Annotated in this window: 22 protein-coding genes; 15 read left to right on the top strand and 7 right to left on the bottom strand. The window is 63.0% G+C overall.

Annotated features, from left to right (window positions below; genetic code table 11):
- Positions 1-58 precede the first annotated feature (58 nt).
- From mce to I3J27_RS20815, 9 genes are all read left to right on the top strand, one after another.
- The gene (gene mce, locus I3J27_RS20855; protein ID WP_270160320.1) at positions 59-463 is read left to right on the top strand and encodes a methylmalonyl-CoA epimerase; all 405 of its coding nucleotides are present in this window, start codon (positions 59-61) and stop codon (positions 461-463) included.
- A 9-nt stretch (positions 464-472) separates the two neighbouring features.
- Positions 473-748, top strand: a complete 276-nt coding sequence (locus I3J27_RS20850) for a DUF1467 family protein (RefSeq protein WP_270160319.1) — start codon at positions 473-475, stop codon at positions 746-748.
- Between the two features lie 37 nt (positions 749-785).
- On the top strand, positions 786-1,133 hold the full coding sequence (locus I3J27_RS20845) for a hypothetical protein (protein WP_270160318.1): 348 nt from the start codon (positions 786-788) through the stop codon (positions 1,131-1,133).
- 29 nt (positions 1,134-1,162) lie between these two features.
- On the top strand, positions 1,163-2,455 hold the full coding sequence (mtnK, locus tag I3J27_RS20840) for an S-methyl-5-thioribose kinase (protein WP_270160317.1): 1,293 nt from the start codon (positions 1,163-1,165) through the stop codon (positions 2,453-2,455).
- Positions 2,456-2,643: 188 nt separating this feature from the next.
- On the top strand, positions 2,644-4,233 hold the full coding sequence (locus I3J27_RS20835) for an ABC transporter substrate-binding protein (protein WP_270160316.1): 1,590 nt from the start codon (positions 2,644-2,646) through the stop codon (positions 4,231-4,233).
- A 60-nt stretch (positions 4,234-4,293) separates the two neighbouring features.
- Positions 4,294-5,217, top strand: a complete 924-nt coding sequence (locus I3J27_RS20830) for an ABC transporter permease (protein WP_270172852.1) — start codon at positions 4,294-4,296, stop codon at positions 5,215-5,217.
- Positions 5,214-6,035 (top strand): ABC transporter permease, encoded by an 822-nt coding sequence (locus I3J27_RS20825; RefSeq protein WP_270160315.1) that lies wholly within the window; start codon positions 5,214-5,216, stop codon positions 6,033-6,035. The genes I3J27_RS20830 and I3J27_RS20825 overlap by 4 nt, the downstream gene beginning before the upstream one ends.
- The gene (locus I3J27_RS20820) at positions 6,032-7,012 is read left to right on the top strand and encodes an ABC transporter ATP-binding protein (protein ID WP_270160314.1); all 981 of its coding nucleotides are present in this window, start codon (positions 6,032-6,034) and stop codon (positions 7,010-7,012) included. Before I3J27_RS20825 ends, I3J27_RS20820 begins: the two co-directional genes overlap by 4 nt.
- The gene (locus I3J27_RS20815) at positions 7,005-8,057 is read left to right on the top strand and encodes an ABC transporter ATP-binding protein (RefSeq protein ID WP_270160313.1); all 1,053 of its coding nucleotides are present in this window, start codon (positions 7,005-7,007) and stop codon (positions 8,055-8,057) included. The genes I3J27_RS20820 and I3J27_RS20815 overlap by 8 nt, the downstream gene beginning before the upstream one ends.
- A gap of 111 nt (positions 8,058-8,168) precedes the next feature.
- On the opposite strand, the gene bfr is transcribed toward I3J27_RS20815, so the two are convergent.
- On the bottom strand, positions 8,169-8,651 hold the full coding sequence (bfr, locus tag I3J27_RS20810; RefSeq protein WP_270160312.1) for a bacterioferritin: 483 nt from the start codon (positions 8,649-8,651) through the stop codon (positions 8,169-8,171).
- Positions 8,652-8,723: 72 nt separating this feature from the next.
- Positions 8,724-10,427, bottom strand: coding sequence for an aspartate:alanine exchanger family transporter (locus I3J27_RS20805; RefSeq protein ID WP_270160311.1), 1,704 nt, complete (start codon positions 10,425-10,427; stop codon positions 8,724-8,726).
- 278 nt (positions 10,428-10,705) lie between these two features.
- On the opposite strand from I3J27_RS20805, the gene I3J27_RS20800 reads away from it, so the two are divergent.
- Positions 10,706-12,406 carry an aspartate:alanine exchanger family transporter gene (locus tag I3J27_RS20800; RefSeq protein ID WP_270160310.1) on the top strand — a complete coding sequence of 567 codons (1,701 nt, stop codon included), beginning with the start codon at positions 10,706-10,708 and terminating at the stop codon, positions 12,404-12,406.
- Between the two features lie 60 nt (positions 12,407-12,466).
- The gene (locus I3J27_RS20795; protein ID WP_270160309.1) at positions 12,467-13,492 is read left to right on the top strand and encodes an amidohydrolase family protein; all 1,026 of its coding nucleotides are present in this window, start codon (positions 12,467-12,469) and stop codon (positions 13,490-13,492) included.
- A 115-nt stretch (positions 13,493-13,607) separates the two neighbouring features.
- Here the strand turns inward: I3J27_RS20795 and I3J27_RS20790 are convergent, their stop codons facing one another.
- Entirely contained in the window at positions 13,608-14,222 is a 615-nt protein-coding gene (locus I3J27_RS20790; protein WP_270172851.1) for a LysR family transcriptional regulator, read from the bottom strand.
- Positions 14,223-14,351: 129 nt separating this feature from the next.
- Here I3J27_RS20790 and I3J27_RS20785 point away from each other — a divergent pair, with 129 nt between their 5' ends.
- From I3J27_RS20785 to I3J27_RS20775, 3 genes are read left to right on the top strand one after another with little or no spacing between them, the layout of a single operon-like run.
- Positions 14,352-15,221, top strand: coding sequence for a VOC family protein (locus I3J27_RS20785; protein ID WP_270160308.1), 870 nt, complete (start codon positions 14,352-14,354; stop codon positions 15,219-15,221).
- Position 15,222: 1 nt separating this feature from the next.
- The gene (locus tag I3J27_RS20780; protein ID WP_270160307.1) at positions 15,223-15,609 is read left to right on the top strand and encodes a RidA family protein; all 387 of its coding nucleotides are present in this window, start codon (positions 15,223-15,225) and stop codon (positions 15,607-15,609) included.
- 39 nt (positions 15,610-15,648) lie between these two features.
- Complete coding sequence (locus tag I3J27_RS20775; protein WP_270160306.1) at positions 15,649-16,353, top strand: L-2-amino-thiazoline-4-carboxylic acid hydrolase; 705 nt, start codon at positions 15,649-15,651, stop codon at positions 16,351-16,353.
- 378 nt (positions 16,354-16,731) lie between these two features.
- On the opposite strand, the gene I3J27_RS20770 is transcribed toward I3J27_RS20775, so the two are convergent.
- The 4 genes from I3J27_RS20770 to I3J27_RS20755 all read right to left on the bottom strand — a co-directional run bounded on the left by I3J27_RS20770 (position 16,732) and on the right by I3J27_RS20755 (position 20,847).
- Entirely contained in the window at positions 16,732-17,760 is a 1,029-nt protein-coding gene (locus I3J27_RS20770; protein WP_270160305.1) for an ABC transporter permease, read from the bottom strand.
- 12 nt (positions 17,761-17,772) lie between these two features.
- The gene (locus I3J27_RS20765) at positions 17,773-19,275 is read right to left on the bottom strand and encodes a sugar ABC transporter ATP-binding protein (protein ID WP_270160304.1); all 1,503 of its coding nucleotides are present in this window, start codon (positions 19,273-19,275) and stop codon (positions 17,773-17,775) included.
- A gap of 6 nt (positions 19,276-19,281) precedes the next feature.
- Positions 19,282-20,304 carry a sugar ABC transporter substrate-binding protein gene (locus I3J27_RS20760; RefSeq protein ID WP_092180990.1) on the bottom strand — a complete coding sequence of 341 codons (1,023 nt, stop codon included), beginning with the start codon at positions 20,302-20,304 and terminating at the stop codon, positions 19,282-19,284.
- Between the two features lie 138 nt (positions 20,305-20,442).
- Entirely contained in the window at positions 20,443-20,847 is a 405-nt protein-coding gene (locus tag I3J27_RS20755) for a globin (protein ID WP_270160303.1), read from the bottom strand.
- Positions 20,848-21,328: 481 nt separating this feature from the next.
- Between I3J27_RS20755 and I3J27_RS20750 the strand changes: the two genes are divergently transcribed.
- Positions 21,329-21,694 (top strand): DUF2946 domain-containing protein, encoded by a 366-nt coding sequence (locus tag I3J27_RS20750; RefSeq protein WP_270160302.1) that lies wholly within the window; start codon positions 21,329-21,331, stop codon positions 21,692-21,694.
- Positions 21,695-21,697 lie beyond the last annotated feature (3 nt).

Here is a 21,697-nt window from a genome sequence, read left to right as displayed (position 1 = left end):
TGATCTTTTCGGGAAACCGCTCACACTTTTCCGGATCATGCGCCAAGGGAGAAGACACATGCTGGGCCGGCTCAACCATGTCGCGATCGCGACCAAGGACGCCGTCAAGTCTGCGAAGATCTATGGCGCCGCATTCGGAGCGCAGATCTCGGAGGCCGTCCCGCTTCCCGAGCATGGCGTCATCACCGTGTTCGCGACGCTCCCCAACACCAAGATCGAGTTCATCGAGCCGCTCGGGGAAGCCTCGCCGATCGCAAAATTCCTCGAGCGCAATGCCGACGGCGGCATCCACCATGTCTGCTACGAGGTCGTTGACATCATCGCCTCGCGCGACACGCTGGTGAAGGAGGGGGCAAGGGTGCTCGGCGACGGCACGCCGAAGATCGGCGCCCACGGCAAGCCGGTGCTGTTCCTGCACCCGAAGGATTTTTCCGGCGCGCTGGTCGAAATCGAGCAGGCATAGGGCCGCCCCATGGCCATCCAGATCTCAACCGCACTCGCGATCTACTTCGTCATCTGGTGGATCGCGCTGTTCCTGACGCTGCCGTTCGGCGTGCGCAGCCAGCATGAGGACGGCGTCGGCGCGCCCGGCACCGACCCCGGCGCGCCGATCCTGACGCGGATGGGCGGCAAGCTGATCTGGACCACGATCATCTCGGCGATCATCTACGGCCTCGGCATGCTCGCCTATCAGGCCGGCTATCTCTCGATCGAGCGCCTGTCGAAATTGATGGGCATGCCGTTCTAGACCTTTTTTGCTGTCCATATTGTTTCGGGGGGAACGAATGACTTTTCAGAGGATCGTCGTCGCGCTTTTGGTGCTGATCGTCGCCGGTCTCGGTGCCATCGGCTATTTCGAGTGGAAGATGGCGGTGCAGGTGCGGACGCTGAAGGCGTTCGTCGAGGGCTATGTCTTCAACGAGGCTGTCGCGGCCTGCGAGCAGGCCAAGAGCTCGACGCCGTTCAAATGGAACGGCGGCAAGAGCACCTCGGTCATCGGCCTGAACTCGGTCAAGCTGGACAAATACAATGTCAGCGCCAGCTACACGCTGGTGGCGGACCTCGTCTATTGTGATTACGATCCCATCAAAAGAAAGGCCGAGATCGGCTCGAGCTTCCTGGAGCGGGAGTAACGATCCGGCCCTACATGGGATGGGATCGTATGACCGGGGACCGGGCAGGGGACTATCGAATTCTTCACGAGGCGGCCTTGCGGGATTATCTCGCAGGCCTTCCGGACCTCAAGGCGCTTCTCGGCGGCGAGCCGGCCGCCTGGGAGATCACCGAGGTTGGCGACGGCAATCTCAATCTCGTCTTCATCGTCAAGGGGGCAAGCGGCGGCATCGCCGTCAAGCAGGCGCTACCTTACGTCCGCCTCGTCGGCGAGAGCTGGCCGCTGCCGCTGTCGCGGGCCCATTACGAATATCTCGCCCTGTCGAAGCAGGCCGAGCTCGCGCCCGGCCTCGTGCCGGCGTTGCTGCATCACAACGAGGCGCTGGCGCTGACGGTGATGGAGCTGCTCGAGCCCCACATCATCATGCGCAAGGGCATGGTCGCAGGAACGCAATATCCGCGCTTTGTGGACGACATCACCACCTTCATGGCGCAGACCCTGTTCTTCACCTCCGACCTCGCGCTCTCTGCCGCCGACAAGAAGGAGGCCATCGCCGCCTTCGCCGGCAACCATGCGCTCTGCAAGATCACCGAGGATCTGATCTTCACCGATCCCTACCGCATCGCCGAGCAGAACCGCTGGACCGCGCCCTATCTCGACGGCTTGGCCGCAGAGCTGCGCGACGACATGGAGCTGCATGTCGCGATCTCCCGGCTGAAGCTGAAATTCATGGCAAGTCCGGAGGCACAGCTCCACGGCGACCTCCACACCGGATCGATCATGGTGACGGAGCGCCAGACGCGGGTGATCGACCCCGAATTCGCGTTCTACGGCCCGATGGGATTCGACGTCGGCGCCGTGCTGGCGAACCTCTTGATGGCCTATTTTGCCTCCGCCGGCCACGAGCGTGTCCCGGGCGAGCGGCAGGCCTTCGAGATCTGGGTGCTGGAGACAGTCGAGCAGGTCTGGAGCGAGTTCGCCCGCAAATTCCTCGACCTCTGGCGTGCGGGAGCCGCGGGCGATGCCTATCCCGCCTCGCTCTTCGCCGGTGAGAACGGCGCCACGCGGCTGGAGGCCGAGCGGCAAGCCTATATGCAGCGTTTGTTCGCCGACACCGTCGGCTTCGCGGCTGCAAAGACCATCCGCCGCATCTTCGGCCTCGCGCACAACATCGACTTCGAGCTGATCGAGGATGCGCGGAAGCGCGCCATCAGCGAAGCCCGCGCCGTGCGGCTCGCACGGGCGATGATGGTGGAGACGGGGGCATTTCCGGCCATCACCGATGTCACGGGTGCAGCGCGGAAACTGCGCGACTGGCAGCCGGAGCTTTCGGCCGGCTAGGGGCCGCAATAGGCGGTGAGACCGTAATCCCTCACCCGGATCGCATCTTTGGATGCGATCCGACCTCTGCCTGCGGGAGAGGCGTAGCCCCGGCTCGCATACGTCACCCCATTCAAGGTGCTTGCATTCGACACGCGGTGAATGATCAACTCGCTTGGTCGGGACACGCCTGCATTGTCGGAGGGAACATGGTGCTCAGGATTGTGGCGATCGTTGCTGGTTTGGCGCTGGCGCTCGCCGGAACGGTGGAGGCCCAGACCCCGCGCAAGGGCGGAACCATCCGCATGACCGCGCCCTATGGCTCGAGCTTCACGAGCCTCGACATTCACACCACACAGCGTGCCCAGGACGAGATCTACGCCAAGGCCCTGCATCGCTCGCTCTACATCTGGAATTCGGCGGAGGGCAAGCCGGTGCTGGAGCTTGCCAAGGAGGATGTGGTCTCCGGCGGAGGGCTCGTTCACACCTTCAAGCTGCGTGACGACGCCTATTTCCACAACGGCCGCAAGATGACGGCGGACGACATCATCTGGTCCTACAACCGCATCATGGACGGCACCAAGGCCTATCCCGGCGCCCGCTTCGTCCGCGTGATCGAGGGCGCGGCCGCGGTCGAGAAAGGCCAGGCCAAGGAGATCTCCGGCCTGAAGAAGATCGACGACTTCACCCTCGAGATGAAGCTGACCGAGAAGGTCGAGCCGGGCTTCTACTTCTTCACCGCGCTGACCTCGATCTATCCCGCCGACGAGGGCGCCAAGGACAGCTTCATCCAGAAGCCGATCGGCCTCGGGCCGTTCAAATTCGTCGAGCACGTGCCGGGATCGCGTATCGTGCTGGAGCGGTGGGACCGGTTCTACAAGCCCGGCAAGCCCTATGCCGACAAGATCGTCGTGTCGATCATGGGCGAGGCCGCTGCGCGCGACGTCGCGTTCCGCAACAAGGAGATCGACACTTCGGTGCTCGGGCCCGCGCAATACGTCGCCTACCAGTCCGACGCCGCCCTCAAGGGCACCATCGTCGAGGTCGCCGAGGTCTTCACGCGCTATATGGGGATGAATCCCTCGTTCAAGCCGTTCGCCGACAAGCGCGTCCGGCAGGCGATCAACTACGCGATCGACACCGATCTGATCATCAACAAGCTGGTCAAGGGCAAGGCCTATCGCGCCACCAGCTGGCTGCCGCTGACTTCGCCCGCCTACGACAAGGCGATGAAGCCTTATCCGTACGATCCCGCCAAGGCCAAGCAGCTGCTGACCGAGGCCGGCTATCCCCAAGGCTTCGAATTCGAATGGACCACCAGCCAGAACGAAAGCTGGGGCTTGCCGATCGTCTCGGCCGTCATCCCCATGCTGGACAAGGTCGGCATCAAGGCGAAGGTCAAGCAGGTCGAGACGGCAGTGCTGGCGGAGGTGGTCCGCACCGGCGACTACCAGGCCTTCGTCTATTCCCAGGCGAGCGGCCCGGATCCGCAGGCCGCGCTCAAATGCTTCCACTCGTCGACGCCGCAGCCGGCCTGCAATTACATGAACTTCAAGAATGCCGACTTCGACAAGATCGTCGATGAGGCCGGGCAGGCCGACGATCCCGCCAAGCGCATCGAGCTGCTGCAGAAGGCCAATGCGCTGCTCTATGAGGAGGCGCCGGTCTGGTTCTTCAACTACAACAAGGCGGTCATGGCGGTGCAGCCGTGGCTCAAGGGCGTTCAGCTGAACGCGACGGAGCTGACTCACCAGAACGTCGAGGACCTCTGGGTCGACGAGACCTCGCCCGCGAAGTGACACGCGCTCTCGCGCTCCCTCCATCGCGACCAGCGATGGAGGGAGAGAGGAAAAGTGCCGATGCTTTCGTTCCTGTTCCGTCGTCTGCTGCAAACCATTCCGACCGTGCTCGCCGTCGTGCTGCTGGTGTTCGTGCTGTTCAGCGTCGTTCCCGGCAGCATCGTCACGAGCATGAGCGACGATGCCGATCCTCAGGTCGAGCTGCGCCTGAAGAAGCAGCTCGGCCTCGACCAGCCCGTCTATGTGCGTTTCGGCGCCTATATCGCCAAGCTCGTAACAGGTGATTTCGGGACCTCGTTCCGGACCCGCGAGCCCGTGACGGCCATGATCGCCAAGCGGGCGTGGCCGACGCTGCAGCTGATCTTTGCGGCCATGGCGTTTTCCGTCGCGATCGGCGTGCCGCTCGGCTTCATCGCCGCATTGCGGCCGGGCGGCATCGTCGACACGCTCGCCATGGTCGTGGCTGTCTCGGGCCTTTCCATCGCCAAGTTCTGGCTCGGGCTGGTGCTGATGTATCTGTTCGCGTTGAAGCTCGGCTGGCTACCGAGCTTCGGCTATGGCGATGGCGGCCTGAAATATCTGCTGCTGCCGGCCGTGACACTCGGCGTCTCGCCGATGGCGCTGTTTGCCCGCACCACGCGGGCCGCCGTCCTCGAGATCATGACCGCCGATTTCGTCCGCACCGCGCGCTCCAAGGGCATGAGCGAGACCCGCGTGGTGAAGTGGCACGTCATGCGCAACGCGCTCGTCATCATTCTCACCACCGTCGGGCTGCAGTTCGGCGGCCTGATGGGGCAGGCGGTCGTTGTCGAGAAACTGTTCTCCTGGCCGGGCATCGGCTCGCTGCTGGTCGACAGCGTCCTGCAGCGCGACATTCCCGCCGTCCAGGGCTCCATTCTCGTGGTGGTGCTGGCCTTTCTCGCGATCAATCTGCTGATCGACGTGCTCTACGGCGTGATCGATCCCAGGATCAGATACGCATGAAGCTGCGCGCCAATCTCATCATCGGCGGCGTGCTGTTCGCGCTCGCGATCCTGGTCGGCCTGCTCGCGCCCTGGCTGGCGCACACCGATCCCGTCCTCGACGCCAACCTCATGAACGCGGAGGAGCCGCCGAGCTGGACCTGGTGGTTCGGCACCGACGACCAGGGCCGCGACATCTATTCCCGCGTCGTCTACGGCGCCCGCATCTCGCTGACGGTCGGCATCATCTCCCAGCTCATCAACAGCGTCATCGGCGTGGCGCTGGGCCTCAGCGCCGGCTATTGGGGCGGCTGGTGGGACGATTTTGTCAACGGGCTCACCAATCTGATGCTCGCGATCCCGTCGCTGATCTTCGCGCTCGCGATCATGGCGGTGCTCGGGCCGGGCCTGACCAGCCTGCTGATCGCGCTCGGGCTGACCAACTGGTCCTTCACGTGCCGGATCGCGCGGGCCTCGGCGTTATCGCTGCGCAGCCAGGGCTATGTGCAGGCGGCGACCGTGCTCGGCTACGGCGATCTGCGCATCATGATCACGCAGCTGCTGCCGAACATGCTCGGGCCGATCGTCGTGATCGGCACGCTCGGCATGGGCAGCGCGGTGCTGTCCGAAGCCGCCTTGTCGTTTCTCGGCCTCGGCGTCCGCCCGCCGTTTCCAAGCTGGGGCAGCATGCTGTCGGACGCCCGCGACCAGATCACGACGGCGCCGTGGCTCTCGGTGTTTCCGGGCCTCGCCATCTTCCTGACGGTGCTCGGCCTCAACCTGCTCGGCGATGGCCTGCGCGACATTCTCGATCCACAATCGCGGAGCCGCCGCGCATGACCGGCACACCGCTGATCGAAGTCGAGGATTTGCGCATCGATCTCGACGACGGATCGCGGCGCGTTGCGGCGGCCGAGGGGATTTCATTCCGCATCGATCGCGGCGAGACCTTCGGCCTCGTCGGCGAATCCGGTTGCGGCAAGAGCATCACGGCGCTCGCTTTGATCGGCCTGTTGCGGCCGCCGCTGTCGATCGGCGGCGGAATCATCCGGTTCGACGGGCAACAGATTCAGCATCTCTCCGCGGCCAAACAGCGGGATCTGCGCGGCGATCGCATCGCCATGATCTTCCAGGAGCCGATGACGGCGCTGAACCCGGTCTCGCCGGTGGGCCGGCAGATCGCCGAGATGTTCGTACTGCACAAGGGCAAGAGCTGGCGGGAGGCCGACCGGCTGGCGGTCGAGGCCTTGGCGAACGTCCGTGTCCCCGCGCCGGAGCGGCGCGTCAACGACTATCCGCACCAGCTCTCCGGCGGCATGCGCCAGCGCGTGATGATCGCCATCGCGCTAGCCTGCGGTCCGGATCTGCTGATCGCGGACGAGCCGACCACCGCGCTCGACGTCACGGTGCAGGCCGAGATCATCGAGCTGATGCGTAATTTATGCGCCGAGCGGGGAACGGCGATCCTGATGATCAGCCACGATCTTGGCCTGGTCGCAAATGTCTGCCGCCGCGTCGCCGTCATGTATGCCGGCCGCATCGTCGAGGAGCGCGGCTCGGCCGATATTTTCCGCACCCCCTCGCATCCCTATACGCAAGGCCTGGTCGCCTCCCTGCCGCGGCTGGGCAGCCGTGCTGCGCTCGGCCGCAGCAGGCTCAAGGAGATCGCGGGCGTGGTCCCGGCGATCACGAATTTCCCGGAGGGCTGCCGGTTCAATCCGCGTTGCACGCAGGCGACCGATATCTGCCGGACCGTCGCGCCGACGGCGGATTTCCTGGGGGCGGGCGGTCTGGTGAGGTGTCATCACCATGCATGAGCCCAGGGAAAAATCGGGTGCAGAAAGGCCGGGTGACGATCTCATTCTCAGCGTCGAGGATCTCGCGGTTCATTTCCCGATGGGCGGCGGCCTGTTGGGTCGCAACCGGCGGCTGCTCCGTGCCGTCGACGGCGTCGATCTCAAGCTGAAGCGCGGCGAATGCCTCGGCCTCGTCGGCGAGTCCGGCTCGGGCAAGTCGACAGTCGCTCTGTCGATCCTCGGTCTCCTGACGCCGACGCGCGGCCGCATCGTGCTGGACGGGCAGGTCGTGACATCAAGGCAATCCGGCGACCGCAAGTCGCTGGCCCGCATTGTGCAGATCGTGTTCCAGGATCCCTACGCCTCGCTCAATCCGCGCCAGACCGTTCGCCGCACGCTTGAAGATCCCCTGCGCGTCCATGGCGTGACCGCGAAAAGCGAGATCGAGGACCGCGTCGCGACCATGCTGCGGCATGTCGGCCTGCGGCCCGAGCAGGCCGATCGCTATCCGCATGAATTCTCCGGCGGCCAGCGCCAGCGCATCGGCATTGCGCGGGCGCTGATTCTCAATCCGAAAATTGTCATCTGCGACGAGCCGGTCTCGGCGCTCGACGTCTCGATCCGCGCCCAGATCATCAATCTGCTGCTGGAGCTGAAGGACACGCTCGGCCTGTCCTACATCATGATCAGCCACGACCTCGGCGTCGTCGAGCACATGAGCGACAGGGTGGCCGTGATGTATCTCGGCCGCATCGTCGAGAATGGCGACTGGCGCGAGATCTTCGAACGGCCTGCGCACCCCTATACGCAGGCCCTGATCGCCGCCATCCCCGATCCCTTGCGCCATGCTCCGCTGGCGACGACAGGGGGCGATCTTCCAAATCCGCTCAATCCGCCGAACGGATGCGCCTTCAGCCCGCGCTGCCGCTACGCGGAAGACGTGTGCCGGCACGAGCCTGGGCCGTCGCTTGAGACGCGCGCCGACGGGCATGCGGTGCGGTGCTGGCGGGCTGACGAGATCGCCGGTCAGACGGCTTTGGCCTCGGCTGAGGGCGAACATCACTAGGGCGATCGCCGGAAGGCTCGGCCGCGTAATCATAAGCGGGAGGTTTGACCTGCACCTACCGAGGCTTCGTCAGCGATCGAAGAAACGCAACAGCAGACTAAGATTTCGCATTCAGTCGTCTTCGAGCTCTCCAATATGGCGCTGGGCATATAAATCGGGACCGATCCTGACGACCAGATCAAGCTGCGTTTCCAGAAAGTCGATATGCTCTTCCTCGTCGTGGATGAGTTCTTCAAACAAGTCGCGCGATACATAGTCCTTGACCGAATGGCAATGTGTCGCGGCTTCGGCGTAGAGCGAATGGGCGGATAGCTCGGCCTGTAGATCGTTTTGAAGTACTGCCTTGACGTTCCCTCCGATGATCAGGGATTCCAGTGTCTGCATATTTGGCGCCCCATCAAGGAAAATGATGCGCTCGATGAGCTTGTCGGCGTGCACCATCTCTTCGATCGATTCCTTGCGCCACGCCTTGGCCAACTCCTTGTAGCCCCAATTATCGAGCAAACGGTAGTGCAGCCAATATTGGTTCACGGCGGTGAGTTCGTGCTTCAGTGCCTTGTTGAGATAGTCGATGACCTTCTTGTTGCCTTTCATGCGCTGCTCCTCCCCAGTCGGAATGGGTCGCCGCCTAGCTTTGACTTATAGCGCGTTGGACCGCGTGGGCATTCATGCTCGAATAGCATGCATGATGGCGACGACGACAGCTCCCCACATCGTGATGATGATATAGCCGAGAGCGTAAGGTACTGTATATGCGAGAGCGGCGACGTTGCTGCCACTTACCTCGCGCAGCGCCGTAAGCGCCGGTGGACAAGTTTGGGCACCAGCGATACCGCCGAGTATCATGATCGGGTTCATTTTCACCAACCTTGCGAACGCAAGCCCAACCAGCGGTGGAACGAGTGTGACGACCATTCCGGCAAGGAAAATGCTGGCGAAGTGGCCGACACCGTGTCGGTGCAGTGCCTCCATAGCGTGAGGGCCGGAAGTCAGGCCGATGCCGGCGATGAAAACGATGAGGCCAAGATCGGCGAGCAGCCGCTGAGCCGGTTGAGGAATTGCACCGAACACAGGGTAGCGGCCCCGTGCCCAACCAGCGACCAACCCCACCAGCAGGATCGCGCCTGCCAAGCCAAGGCCGACGGGCACTCCGTAAAGAACCAGTTTGGGCAACCCCATAAGGATACCCAGCGAAATGCCTCCGGCGATGAATGCAAGATCAGTCTTGTCGAGATCGCGCTCCATAAAGCCAATGTGAGCTGCCGCCCGCTCGACATCCTCCGGCGTTCCCACTATCCGCAGAACGTCGCCGCGTTCAATGACTGTCCAGGCTTCGCGCGGCAGCAATTCGTGGCCCCGCCGCAAAGATTCAAGATAGATGCCGCGTGCGAATGTCGCGGCGCCGAGATCGGCGAGGCTCTTGCCGTGCCCCGCGCGACGCGTGACGACGATCGATGCGCTTGTCTGGGGCACGGATAGCAGCTCCGGATCGTCTGTGATTTCCGGACCGATGTGGTCCACGATATCACTGAAGACCCCGATGCGGGCGGCGATAACGATTGCATCGCCTGGATGTAGCGCCAGTTGCGACTGAACCTGCAGCAATTTGTCTTCGCGTTTGACACGCTGCACAGCGAGCCGACCGGACGAAAAGCGGTCCTCCAGTGTGCGAACGGTAAGAACGGCATCGCCCGGTTTGACAACCCGATAGGCTCGAACTCCAAAAAACCTGCCCGAAAGTACTTGATCGTCACGTCCGAAGGCTGCCAGCTTTGCCTCGAGCGCCTCGGCTTCACTCTTCAGGTCGATGCGCATAAGCCGTGGACCAACGACGGTCAGGAACAAGATCACTCCGACATCGCCAAAGCCGTAAGTAATGGCATCTGCCAGTGGAGCATTTGCGGCCAGCGTCGCCTTCAGGTCAGCTGGAATAGGCAGACTGTTGATCGCGCTGATCCCGGTCCCAAGTGCGGCCGAAGTCGTCAAACCCCCCGTAAGCAGGCCCAGCGTGGTCCCCTCGTCAAAGTCGAAAAGGACGCTCATAGCTATGGTTGTCGCAAGGCCAGTCGCCGCGACGACGACTGCCAGTGCAACCTGCGGCAGCGAATTCCTCTTCAGGCTGCCGAAGAACTGCGGACCGACCGAATAGCCGATGGCGAACAGAAAAAGATAGAAAAAGGACCAGCGAAGCAGGTCGGGCACGAGGGGCTTGGCGAAGATTCCAATGATTATGCCGGCGAGGAGCGTGCCGACAACGTTTCCAAAGCCAACTCCCTTGAAATGAAATCTCCCAATCAGATGCCCGAATATGACGCTCAGGAAGAGCGCAAGCTCTGGATGACTTCGAAGCAAGTCGGCAAATGTTTCCATCGTTGCCCAGCCAGCGTGGCGTCCTCGAACGTGTCCGGAGATGCTCTAGCAAGCTCAATTCCGCCGGGTATGTTGCCTGCTCTTGCTGCGCTGCAGCAACAATCCCTAGTCATGGCCTCACGTTCTGCAATCGACCTGGCGGAGTCTTGATCAAGATCAATGCTGCCGGCTCAGCCCCTCGAAAAGTCAACCGGGTCCGCGCGGCACCACGCGTGGGAAGGATGCCGCCAAGGAGCTACGTGCCGAGAGCTGCGATTGCGATCAAGAGGAGACGGGCCGTGGGACAAGTTTTGAACTGGCTGGCCGCACATCCCTATATCCTGTTGTTCGTTGTCGTGGCGGGGGCCGTGATCCTCGGCAACGTCAGTGTCAAGGGTTACAGCCTCGGCATGGTTGCGTCCGCGATCGTGGTTGGCGCCGCGATCTCGGCATGGGCGGCGTCGTATGGCGTCAAGATGAAGTTCGACGATTTTGCGAAGTCGCTGTTCTACTACCTCTTCATGTATGGCGTCGGACTGCGGACGGGGCCCTCCTTTGTCAACAGCCTGAAGGGTGACGGGCTCAAGTTCGTTTTCCTCGCGATCTTCTGTTCCAGCCTCGGCATGCTGGGTGCCGTGGGGTTTACCAAGCTCTGGGACATGCCGACGGGTACGGCCGGCGGCCTTCTCGCGGGCTCGATGACGATGTCGGCTGCGCTTGGCTCGGCCGAGGAAGCCGTGCGCCAGGGCGCCGTTCATCTCAAACCCGGCGAGACGGCGGAGCAGGTCAGCAGCATGATCGCGGTCTCCTATGGGCTCACCTACATCTGGGGCACCGTCGGCATCATCCTCATCTGCAAATACCTGCCGCGCTGGTGGGGTGTCGACGCCAGGGCCGCCGCGAAGAAATACGAAGATGAATTCGGCGTTCCGAACGTCGACGATGCCGGCCTGACCGGCTATCGCCCCCTCGCGCTCCGCGCCTACAAGCTCACCAATGACGGCATCGTGGGCTGGTCCGTGCGCCAGTTCGCCAAGAAATACCCGCAATACAAGGTTCTCAATATCGGGCGCAGCGATCACGCGCTCGGAGCTCCGGATGAGCTCAAATTCCAGAAGGGCGACGTGCTTGCGATTGGCGGCCGGCTCGACGCCATCACCGAAAACATAGGGCTTGTCGGCCCGGAAGTGCCGGACGCCAAGATCCTCAATATTCCGATCGACACGGCAGAAATCCTGGTCACCAACAAGGATGTGGTAGGCAAGGAGTTGCTGGAGTTCCGTACGGCCGACTTTGCCGGGCAGATCGCGCTCCGCGGCGTCGAGCGTGGCGGCGTGCCCATTCCCGTCGGCCTCCACACCAAGCTGCAGAGCTTTGACGTGCTGTTCGTGAGCGGCGTGAAGTCCGCCGTCGACCACGCTGCGGCGCTGATGGGCAAGGTCGCGCGTCCGAGCACGGCCACGGACCTCTTGATGTGGGGGATCGGTATGATCCTCGGCTTCCTGATCGGCCTGCTCGGATTTCCAGTGGCCGGCTCGATGGTCACGCTGGGTGCCGGTGCCGGCTTGCTGGTGTCCGGCGTCATCGTTTCGTCCATCGCTTCCCGCGTACGTTTCATCGGCAACACGCCGAACGCCGCGCGCAACATCATCGAGGACCTCGGACTGGTCCTCTTCATCAGCATGGTTGGCGTCAATGCCGGCGCAGCCCTGCTCTCGCAGCTCACCGGCGCGCTGACGCTCAAGATCCTGTTTGCGGGCTTCATCTGCACGACGGTTCCCCCCATCCTGGTGTGGGCCATCGGCTATCACCTGATGAATATCAACGCGGCGGTGCTGATGGGCGGCGTCGCCGGTGCGCGCACGCATTCCGGTCCAGCGCGAGAAGCCGCCAAGGAAATCGAAAGCTCGGTGCCGTGGGTCGGCTTCCCGGTCGGCTATGCGGTCGCCGGCGTACTGCTTACCGTGGGCGGCTACTTGTCAATGGCACTCGCGACATAGGCTGGGGACTTCGGAAGACTGAGACACATCAACCACCAGATCCGAAACGGAGACACGACCATGGTAGCGTTGAAGAAACAGGCGCCGGAGGCGCAGCCGGCACAGTATGAGTTCAGCGACACACACATTCACTTCACGAACTACGTCCAGGACGGGCCAGATATCCGCGAACTCCTTAAGATGATGGGCACGACGATCAAGCGGACGACCTTGTTTGGCCTTCCGCTTCAGCAACATTGGTCTCATGCCGAGATGGGCGACTTTGCGCCAACCTACTATATGCAAGCGGATGCGCCGCTCTATTACTACTCGTTCACGGACGCCTGCATCGCCATGGCCTACATGTCGCTCTCGCCGGAGGAGCAGGCGCGCTTTGATCCGATGATCACCGGGTTTAATCCCGCCGACATGTACGGCGTCGAACATATCCGCCGCGTGCTCAGGACATTCCCTGGCGTCTTTTGCGGCATCGGAGAGTTCTCGGTTTACAAGGAGTTTGTGTCCTCAAAGATCGCGGGCGAAAAGGCAACGCTCGGCAATCCGGCGCTGGGCCGCATTCTCGATTTCGCCGGCGAGGTCGGCATGATTGCCATGATCCATACCGACATCGACAAACCCTTCCCCAAGAGCGACCAGCCGCCCTTCCTCGCCCGGCAGACGAGGGAGTTGTTCGAGCGTCATCCGAAGACAAAGATCATTTGGGCGCATATCGGACTGGGCCGCGTGGTCCGGCCGATAGAGAATCAAGCGGAGCTCATCGTGCGCGCGCTCAAGGATCCCAAGCTCGATCATGTCTACTTCGACATTTCGTGGGACGAAACCGCCAAATACGCGGTGGAATCGCCAGAAAGCATGAATCGCGTCGCCACGGCAATCAACGACCATCCGCATCGATTCCTCTTCGGTACGGACTGCGTCGCGCCGCGGAAAATCGAGCAGATGACTGACGTCTTCCACAAATACGATCCGATCTGGAAACTTCTGACTCCGGAGGCCAGCCGGATGGTCCGGCTCGAGAATCATGAGCGGCTGTTCGATCAGGCCAAGAAAGATACGCGGGCCTGGGAGAAGGCGAATCTCCACTGAGCTCAGCCGCTCAGGCGCACGGTCTATGTCAGGGGTATGAGCAATTGCCAGTCCTGCTTCGCGGCCAGATGGACGGAACTGGCCGCCGAGCATGGAGGGCGCGTCCTTTTGCAGGTCATCCGACCAGACGGGGGCGCCGGTTTGCGCGCGAGTTCTCCACGGGCAGGGCGCGCAGCCACGCGCGAAAACCGACGACCTCGGGGCAATCCGCGGTGCCCTCGGGCGCAATCAGCCAATCACCGAGACCAGATCCCTCATTGACCCGGTCACAGCGATAGCCCGGATGGCGGCCAAGGCCGCGCGCGATCAGCAGGTCGACCTTGCCCTCGACCAACTCGTGCAGGCCGGCGGGCTGCAGCACCCGCAAACCGATCTCCGCATGGGTGCTGCGAAACTCCGCCAATTCGAGGCGGCGCAGGTCGAAGCTGCCATGGACCCCCAATTGCAGCAGCACCGCACCTGTTGGTTTCAATTGCGAGGTCGCCTCCGCGATGTGACGAAAACCTTCGGATATCCCGGGCAGATAGGCTTGGCCAGCCGCGGTCAGGATGAGCTGCTTGTGCAGCCGCTCGAACAGCTGCGCGCCGAGGCGCGCCTCCAGCGCTTTCACCTGCTGCCCCACGGCGGCGGGCGTCACGTGCAACTCGTGCGCGGCAAGCTTGAAGCTGAGATGCCGTGCGGCGGCTTCGAACGCGCGAAGCGCGTTGAGTGGTGGAAGGGCATAGGTCATCGCGCGACAGTTTGACACCGATGGGCTGTGGCCTTGCAATAGATTTTCTTGCGCTGAACCGCAGCAACAATGCTTTGCGCCGGTGCGATCCAGCCGGTTAACGTCGATCGGCTGCAAACCGGAGAGACCATGCCCCGCCGCCTCGATCATCTCGTCATTTGTGTCCGCGATCTGACGCAGGCTGCGCCGGATTGGCAAAAGCTCGGCTTCACCCTCACGCCGACCGGCGTGCATCCGTTTGGAACCAGTAATCGTCTGGCGATGTTCGCCGACAATTTTCTGGAGCTGCTCGCCGTCACCGACGCGGCAGCCGTGCCGCCCGCCGCTCCGGGCCGCTTCAGCTTCGCCGCCCACAACCAGGATTTTGTCGCCAGGGGCGAAGGAATGTCGATGCTGGCCTTGCACAGCACCGACGCCCACGCCGATGCGGCGCATTTCAGCACCGATCATATCGGGGCCTATGCGCCTTTTGATTTTGGCCGCGACGCGATGCTTCCGGACGGACGCAAGGCACGCGTCGAATTTTCACTGGCCTTCGCCACCGACCCGGCCATGCCCGGGATCGCTTTCTTCACCTGCCAGCAGCGTCACCCGCCGGAATTGTTCTGGAAGCCCGACTATCAGCGCCACCCCAACGGGGCCACACGCGTGATCGAGATCGTGATGTCGGCGCCGGAGCCGGCGAGGCATCGCGAATTTCTCGAGCGCCTCATGAACAGCGAAGCCGAGCTTGCGCCCGGGCGGCTCACCGTCGGCAAGACCGGCGATCGGATTGCTGTGCTCGGCCCTGCGGAACTATCACGGCGGTTGCCGGGCTTGGCCGGCAATGCCTCACCGCGCTTTTGCGCCGCGCGTCTTGCGGTCGCCGATCTCGATGCGACGCGGCGGTCGTTGACGGCCAACGGCGTCGATTTCGAGATATCCGGCCCCGTGTTGCTGGTTCCGTCCGCGGCCTCGCATGGCCTGGCGCTGGAATTTGTCGAGCAGGAGACAATCTGACATGGCCCAAATCGTCACTCATAATCCTCCATCTGTTCATGCTCCCGCCGGTGGTTACAGCATGGGACTTGAACTCAGTCAGCATCGCCGCCTGCTGTTCATCAGCGGACAGGTGCCCGAGACATCCGACGGCAGCGTGCCTGAGGGTTTCGAAGCGCAATGCGAGCAGGCCTGGCAGAACGTCATCGCGGTGCTCGCCGCCGCCGGACTCGGCGTCACGCATCTGGTCAAGGTCACGACGTTCCTGACCGACCTCGATCAGGTCGTGGCCAATCGTGTCGTTCGCCGCAAGATGCTCGCGGGACACGAACCCGCGCTGACGGTCATGATCGCTGAAACCGTCGACAGCAAATGGCTGCTGGAGATCGAGGCGATCGCCGCGGAATGAAGCGGATCCAAACTAGTCCGAAGGGAGCAGTGATATCCCATGGCTGAGACCATCCATCCCTTCTACGGGCAGCATCGCGGTGCCATGGAAGCCGCCATGCGCCATCGCCTCAACCTCGCCGAAGCGTTGTTGTGCGAACGTACGCGTCTATCCGATGTTGCCGGGATCAGGCAGGAGGTGATGGACGAATTCGAGATCGTGCTCACCCAGATGCCCTATGTCGGAGGCGCGGCAAGCCGCATGAGCGATTTCTTCATGCGCCTCATGGGCTTCATGGCCATCAGCCGTGTGCTGCGGCGACGCGGCGTGCGGCTGTCCGTGATCGGCGAGATCGAGCGGGAAACGTACAAGGCGCAATTGCTCGCCGTGCCCGAAGCCGAACGTCTTGCCTCGGGGCGCCAATTCATGTCGTCAGAGAACCAGACCTTGCTGCGTGAGCAGGCGACGAAAAGTGCGACAGAAGCCCATCAGAACGAGTTTCCGGAGGATTTCGTCTACGACTTCGTCGAGCCTGATACGGGGGACAGCTTTGAATTCGGCATCGACTACAAGGCTTGCGGCTTCTGCAAATTCGCGGCTCGCCACGGAGACAAGGACATCCTGCCGAACATTTGCGGGCTCGATTTCGACGCCTATGCAAGGCGCGGCATCCGCCTCGAACGAACACAGACGCTGGCGGGCGGCGCGAGCCACTGCAATTTCCGATTCTCGCGGCTGCCGTTGGATACGAAAGCCGAGAGTTAGTCCGCCACGTTGCGATGATCCATTCTGTGCGGCGACTTTCGCTCTATCACCTTCACCCTGAGGTGGCCGCTTCTTCAGCGGCCCTCGAAGGGCGACGGCCCGGCTGGCACCCCGACCGTTCATCCTTCGAGGCTCCGCATGCGATGCATCCGCATCGCACACTACGCACCTCAGGATGACGGGTCATGGTTCAGCGGTCTTGGGAGAACTGCACGGATGCGCGCGCCGCCACGATGACATCATGCTCCTGTTTTGCCCGACGAGTCAAAACGTCGGTACCGTCGCCATCACGCCACAACGGGCTTGGCAAGCCGCTGAACTTCCTCACAGTTTCTACTGTGCATGGGGTTGTTTTCGCAGTTTTTGTTTTGGAAGAGTCTACTCCGCCGCTTTTTCCCGTAAGCGCTGCGCGTAGACGTTGATCACCAGCGCCGCGAGCAGGATCAGGCCGCGGATCAGGATCTTCAGGAAGCTGTCGATGTTGACGTGGTCGAGGCCGTTGTTGAGGACACCGAGCACGAACAGGCCGACGATGGTGTTGCCGATGCCGCCGCGGCCGCCGAACAGGCTGGTGCCGCCGACGACGACGGCGGCGATGGAGTCGAGGAGGTACGTGTCGAACTCGTTCTGCTGCGCGCTGCCGAAATGGGCGACGCCCAGCATGCCGCCGATGCCCGAGGATACCGCCGAGATCACCATCACCGCACCCAAGATGAGCTTGACGTTGAGGCCGGCATATTCGGCGGCCTCGCGGTTGCCGCCGACCATGTAGACGTAGCGGCCGAAGCGCGTGTAGGTCAGCACCAGATGGCCGCCGAGCAGCATGATGGCGGCGACGATGACGATCCAGGGGATGCCGCCGATCGAGCCCGAGCCGAGCGTGGTGATCAGGCTCGGGACCTTGTAGGCGATCTGGCCGCGTACCAGCAGCGCCGAGATGCCGGCCGCGATCTGCATCATCGCCAGCGTCATGATGAAGGAGGGGATGCCGATCATTGTCAGCCCCAGCGCATTGACGAGGCCGAGCAGGCCGCAGAGCAGGATCGACAGCAGAATCGCGACCGCACCGGGCAGGGGGATGTTGGCGATGTTGACGTAGGATTCCTGGAGCGTGAAGTAGGCGACGGCGATGCCGGTGACGTTGGCGATGCTGGCGATCGAGAGGTCGATCTCGGCGCAGAGGATCACGAAGGTGAGGCCGACGGCGATGATGCCCGTGACCGACACCTGGGTCAGGATGTTGCCGAGATTGTCGAGCGTGGCGAAGGAAGGGCTTGCGAAGGCGAAGAAGGCGGACAGGAAGATCAGCGTCAGGAACGGCGCGATATTGCGCATCTGCGAGCGCAGGAAGGGGGCAAGCCCCCGTGCCCGCGCACCCGCCGCCGGAACCGTTTCACTGCTCGCCATGGTGTTTCTCCGTCACGCCGCTTCCAGCAGGCGGTCCTTGCTGACCGGCTCGTTCCTGAATTCCCGCACCAAGGTGCCGCGCTTGAGCACGAGGATGCGGTCGGCCAGCGACAGCACCGTTTCCGGCTCGGTCGACAGCACGATGATCGCAAGCCCCTTGGCGCGGAGGTCGCGGACGATGTTGATGACGTCGTTCTTGGCGCCGACATCCATGCCGCGCGTCGGCTCGCACAGCACGAGCAGCTTGGGCGGGTAGGTCAGCCATTTCGCCAGCGCGACCTTCTGCTGGTTGCCGCCGGAGAGCATGCCGAGGTCGAGGCCGACCACCGGCGGCCTAATCTGCAACTGCTCAACCTGGCGCTGGGCGATCTCGCGCTCCTGCGCCGGCTTGAGCAGCAACGCCGAGATGCGGTCGAGAATGCTGATCGAGATGTTCTTGTAGACCGGCTCCTGGTGAAACAGCATGTCGCGCCGGCTCTCCGGCACCAGCGCCACCCCGGCGCGCCGCGCCGCCGCCGTGCTCGCGAAGGTCTTTGGTGCGCCATCGACGATGAGCGTGCCGCTATCAGGTTTCAGCTTGCCGAACAGGATGCGCGACAGCTCCTGCTGGCCGCAGCCCATGAAGCCGTAGATGCCGAGCACCTCGCCGGCGCGCGCCTCGAAGCAGATGTCCTTCAAGCTGCGCGCCAGCGTGAGCTGATCGACCTTCAGGACCACCGAACTGTCGCTCGGCTGCGGCAGCATCAGATCATCGGTGTAGCTGTGCTCGAGCGCTTCGCCGCCGCGGCCGATCATGGCCTCGATCAGCGCGCCCTTGCTGGTCGCAGCACTTGCTGTCTCGGCGACCTTCCGCCCGTTACGGAACACCGTCACCGTGTCCGACACGCGAAGAATGTCCTCGATGAAATGCGAGATGAAGACGATGGCCGTGCCTTGCTCGCGCAGGCGCTTGAGCGTCGCGAACAGTCGTTCGACCTCGGGCGGGGAGAGGGCCGAGGTCGGCTCGTCCAGGATGACGATGCGGGCGCCGGAGAACAGCACGCGCGCGATCTCGATCAGCTGCTGCAGCCCGATCGGAAGGTCCCCGAGCCTGCTCATCGGGTCGACGTCGATGCCGAAGCGGGCGAGCTGCTCGCCGGCCTCGCGCGCCATCCGCCGCCATTGCACGAGGCCGAGGGCGTTGGTCGGCTGGTTGCCCAGGAACACGTTCTCGGCGACCGTGAGATCGGGCGCGACGCTGAGCTCCTGATGCACCATGGCGATGCCCGCCGCGTGTGCATCGCGGGCCGAACGGAAATGCGTCTCCTTCCCGTCGATCAGGAAGCGGCCGGAGAATTCGCTGTGCACGCCGGCGATGATCTTCATCAGCGTGCTTTTTCCGGCGCCGTTCTCGCCGACGAGACCGTGGATCTCGCCGGGGAGAAGCGCGAAATCGACACCACGAAGCGCTTCGACGCCGCCGAAGCTCTTCGTGATGCCTTGCAGTTCAAGGATGGGCGAATGAACCTCAGACATGAAGGACTAGATCAGGAAGTGATCCTGCATCCATTGCATCCCGGCGGCGTTGGCCTTGGTCACGACCGGGCCGTCGGTGACGACGTTCTTGGGAATGCCTTGTCCGCTCTTCTCGCCGCCGACCACGGCGGAGACGCCCGCGATGATCGCGCCGCCATGGATGCGGCAGGAGGGATTGCGGACGGTCGCGAACATGCGGCCCTCGCTCACCGCCTGGATCGCCGGCGGCATGGCATCGACGCCGCCGATCAGGATGTTGGTGCGGCCCCGCGCCTTCATGATGTTGGCCGCCGCAAGCGCCATGTCATCATTGTGGAAGAACGCCGCGTCGATCTGCGGGTACTTGGTGAGGTAGGTTTCCCAGAGCCGCGCGGTCTTGGAGACGTCCCAGTCGGCCGGCTGGGTGTCGAGCACCTCGATTCCCGGGAATTGCTTGACGACGTTGGTGAAGCCCTTCGCCCGTCCCTGTGCCCCGGTGTGGCCGAGCGCGCCCTGCGTCATGATGATCTTGCCCTTGCCGCCCATGGCGTTGCACAGGGCCTGCGTCACCGAAGCGCCCATGAACTCGTTGTCGGGGGCGAGGAAGGAGTGGACGTTGATCTGGTCGAGCGGCGCGATCAGCGTGTCCATGTCGATCACGGGCGTGCCGGCGTCGATCATCTTCTGCACGGGCTGGGTGAGGGTGCCGATGCCAAAGGCCTGGATCGCGACGAAGTCCCACTTCTGCGAGGCCATGTTGTCGATCGCCGCGCGCTGCTTCACCGCGTCGAGCTGGCCGTCAAACCAGGTGACTTCGACGTTGAACAGCTTGCCCCAGAATTCCGCGGCCTGCTTGCCCTGCGCGCACCAGGTGGCCTGAAGGCCCGCGTTGGAGAACGCCGCCTTCAGCGGCTTCTCGCTGCGTCCGACCTCGGCTGCAAGTGCAGGGTTTATGCCCATGCTGCCGAGGATGGCAGTCGCGGCGCCGGCGGTCGCTGCCGCCTGAAGAAGATCGCGCCTCGTCGTCGAGAAATCTTTGGTCCCGGACATCGCTCGCTCCCATAAAATTTTATCGTCGGCGCGTCATTGCTTGCGCGACCGATGCTCGAAAGTGTCTCACAAGAGTTGATGCCACTCAATCTGCAATCAACATCAGGCCGCCGCAGGCTGTTGGTGCAGCGCAAAGCGTCAGGCCTGAAGGGCGGCGAATGCTTCGATCTCGACGAGCAGCCGGTCCCAGGCGCGCGCGATGTCCGGCGACCATTCGTCGCCGAGCAGGTCGCGCAACGTATCCCTGATGACGGCAAAGAAGGCGACGAAGAGCTCGCGCGAAGTCCCATAGGCATCGTGCGAGGCGACCTCGCAGGCGATCAGCCGGAAATGTCCGCTCCGCGTCCCCGCGAAGTCGAGAATGGCCTCGATCGTCTGCGCGAGCATCGATCCCATGACGAGCTCGCTCCCCTGCGAGCGGAACATCGCCTGCGTTTCGGGATGCTGCTCGAACAGACGTCGATAGACGTGCGGCGTGAGATCCGCGCAGCGCGAGGCCGCGCGTTCGAAGCTGTTTTCGATCGGATTAGACGAAGCGCTCATCTGCGAAGGCGCCATGCAGACAAAAAAAGAGCGGGGCCCTAGCCCCGCTCGAAAATTGTGTCGACCCTATTATCCCCGATTCTAAGATTTGCTCTTGATTGACGGGGCGACGCTGCGTTTTGCGCGCCAGGGGCTCCTCCCGAGACTTGGACCACCAGACTTCGACCTCGCGGCCTGCCTGAGCAAGAGGGATGCTAGATCAACTTTTCTCACTTGTCATCATTTTCGGCAACGAATGTTCAAAATTCGAGCAATTGACGAAATGTTCGGGCTTCTGACCTTGTAAGCATATGACAAATATAAGAAATCTGTGGATGGGAGGGCGGATTGACCTGCCTCAAAGGCCGGATCCCCGGCTCGGGTACGGTCTCTCCGACCACGGTTTTCGAGAAATTTGTGCTGGACCAAAGACGCGGCGGGACTGACCTCGACTTGGGCCCGGCGCGGTGTTTAGTTAGCAGGCGAACGAATGGCTCGGCGGATGCACGCGCGGCTGCAAAAATTCCTGCCTGTTGTCCTGCTCGCCCTGGCGATGCAGGTGCTGGCGCCGATCGCCGCCTGTTTGGCGGCCGGCCAGGCTGTGGCCGATCCGCTGGCTGCCGCCGTTATTTGCCATAGTGCGAGCGAGCAGGGCGGCCAGACCGGCACGCCGACCGCGCATGGCGCTGCGTGCGCGCTCTGTTGCCTGGCGCAGGCCAGTGTGTCGCTCGATTCGCCGCCGGACGCGGCATTCGCCATTCCCTTCCGCCACGCCGCGCGCGTGGTGTGGCACGCGGCGGATCGGTCGACGATCTCCGCCTTTAAGGGCACGAGCGCCCAGGCGCGCGCGCCTCCCCAAAATTCCTGACGA

Source organism: Bradyrhizobium xenonodulans (assembly GCF_027594865.1).
GTDB classification, from domain to species: domain Bacteria; phylum Pseudomonadota; class Alphaproteobacteria; order Rhizobiales; family Xanthobacteraceae; genus Bradyrhizobium; species Bradyrhizobium xenonodulans.
This window is presented reverse-complemented; position numbering and strand designations above follow the sequence as displayed.

Bases quoted from the DNA above. Each gene is read 5' to 3' on its own strand.
- mce (WP_270160320.1), top strand. From the start codon at position 59: ATGCTGGGCCGGCTCAACCATGTCGCGATCGCGACCAAGGACGCCGTC.
- I3J27_RS20850 (WP_270160319.1), top strand. From the start codon at position 473: ATGGCCATCCAGATCTCAACCGCACTCGCGATCTACTTCGTCATCTGG.
- I3J27_RS20845 (WP_270160318.1), top strand. From the start codon at position 786: ATGACTTTTCAGAGGATCGTCGTCGCGCTTTTGGTGCTGATCGTCGCC.
- mtnK (WP_270160317.1), top strand. From the start codon at position 1,163: ATGACCGGGGACCGGGCAGGGGACTATCGAATTCTTCACGAGGCGGCC.
- I3J27_RS20835 (WP_270160316.1), top strand. From the start codon at position 2,644: ATGGTGCTCAGGATTGTGGCGATCGTTGCTGGTTTGGCGCTGGCGCTC.
- I3J27_RS20830 (WP_270172852.1), top strand. From the start codon at position 4,294: ATGCTTTCGTTCCTGTTCCGTCGTCTGCTGCAAACCATTCCGACCGTG.
- I3J27_RS20825 (WP_270160315.1), top strand. From the start codon at position 5,214: ATGAAGCTGCGCGCCAATCTCATCATCGGCGGCGTGCTGTTCGCGCTC.
- I3J27_RS20820 (WP_270160314.1), top strand. From the start codon at position 6,032: ATGACCGGCACACCGCTGATCGAAGTCGAGGATTTGCGCATCGATCTC.
- I3J27_RS20815 (WP_270160313.1), top strand. From the start codon at position 7,005: ATGCATGAGCCCAGGGAAAAATCGGGTGCAGAAAGGCCGGGTGACGAT.
- bfr (WP_270160312.1), bottom strand. From the start codon at position 8,651: ATGAAAGGCAACAAGAAGGTCATCGACTATCTCAACAAGGCACTGAAG.
- I3J27_RS20805 (WP_270160311.1), bottom strand. From the start codon at position 10,427: ATGGAAACATTTGCCGACTTGCTTCGAAGTCATCCAGAGCTTGCGCTC.
- I3J27_RS20795 (WP_270160309.1), top strand. From the start codon at position 12,467: ATGGTAGCGTTGAAGAAACAGGCGCCGGAGGCGCAGCCGGCACAGTAT.
- I3J27_RS20790 (WP_270172851.1), bottom strand. From the start codon at position 14,222: ATGACCTATGCCCTTCCACCACTCAACGCGCTTCGCGCGTTCGAAGCC.
- I3J27_RS20785 (WP_270160308.1), top strand. From the start codon at position 14,352: ATGCCCCGCCGCCTCGATCATCTCGTCATTTGTGTCCGCGATCTGACG.
- I3J27_RS20780 (WP_270160307.1), top strand. From the start codon at position 15,223: ATGGCCCAAATCGTCACTCATAATCCTCCATCTGTTCATGCTCCCGCC.
- I3J27_RS20775 (WP_270160306.1), top strand. From the start codon at position 15,649: ATGGCTGAGACCATCCATCCCTTCTACGGGCAGCATCGCGGTGCCATG.
- I3J27_RS20770 (WP_270160305.1), bottom strand. From the start codon at position 17,760: ATGGCGAGCAGTGAAACGGTTCCGGCGGCGGGTGCGCGGGCACGGGGG.
- I3J27_RS20765 (WP_270160304.1), bottom strand. From the start codon at position 19,275: ATGTCTGAGGTTCATTCGCCCATCCTTGAACTGCAAGGCATCACGAAG.
- I3J27_RS20760 (WP_092180990.1), bottom strand. From the start codon at position 20,304: ATGTCCGGGACCAAAGATTTCTCGACGACGAGGCGCGATCTTCTTCAG.
- I3J27_RS20755 (WP_270160303.1), bottom strand. From the start codon at position 20,847: ATGAGCGCTTCGTCTAATCCGATCGAAAACAGCTTCGAACGCGCGGCC.
- I3J27_RS20750 (WP_270160302.1), top strand. From the start codon at position 21,329: ATGCACGCGCGGCTGCAAAAATTCCTGCCTGTTGTCCTGCTCGCCCTG.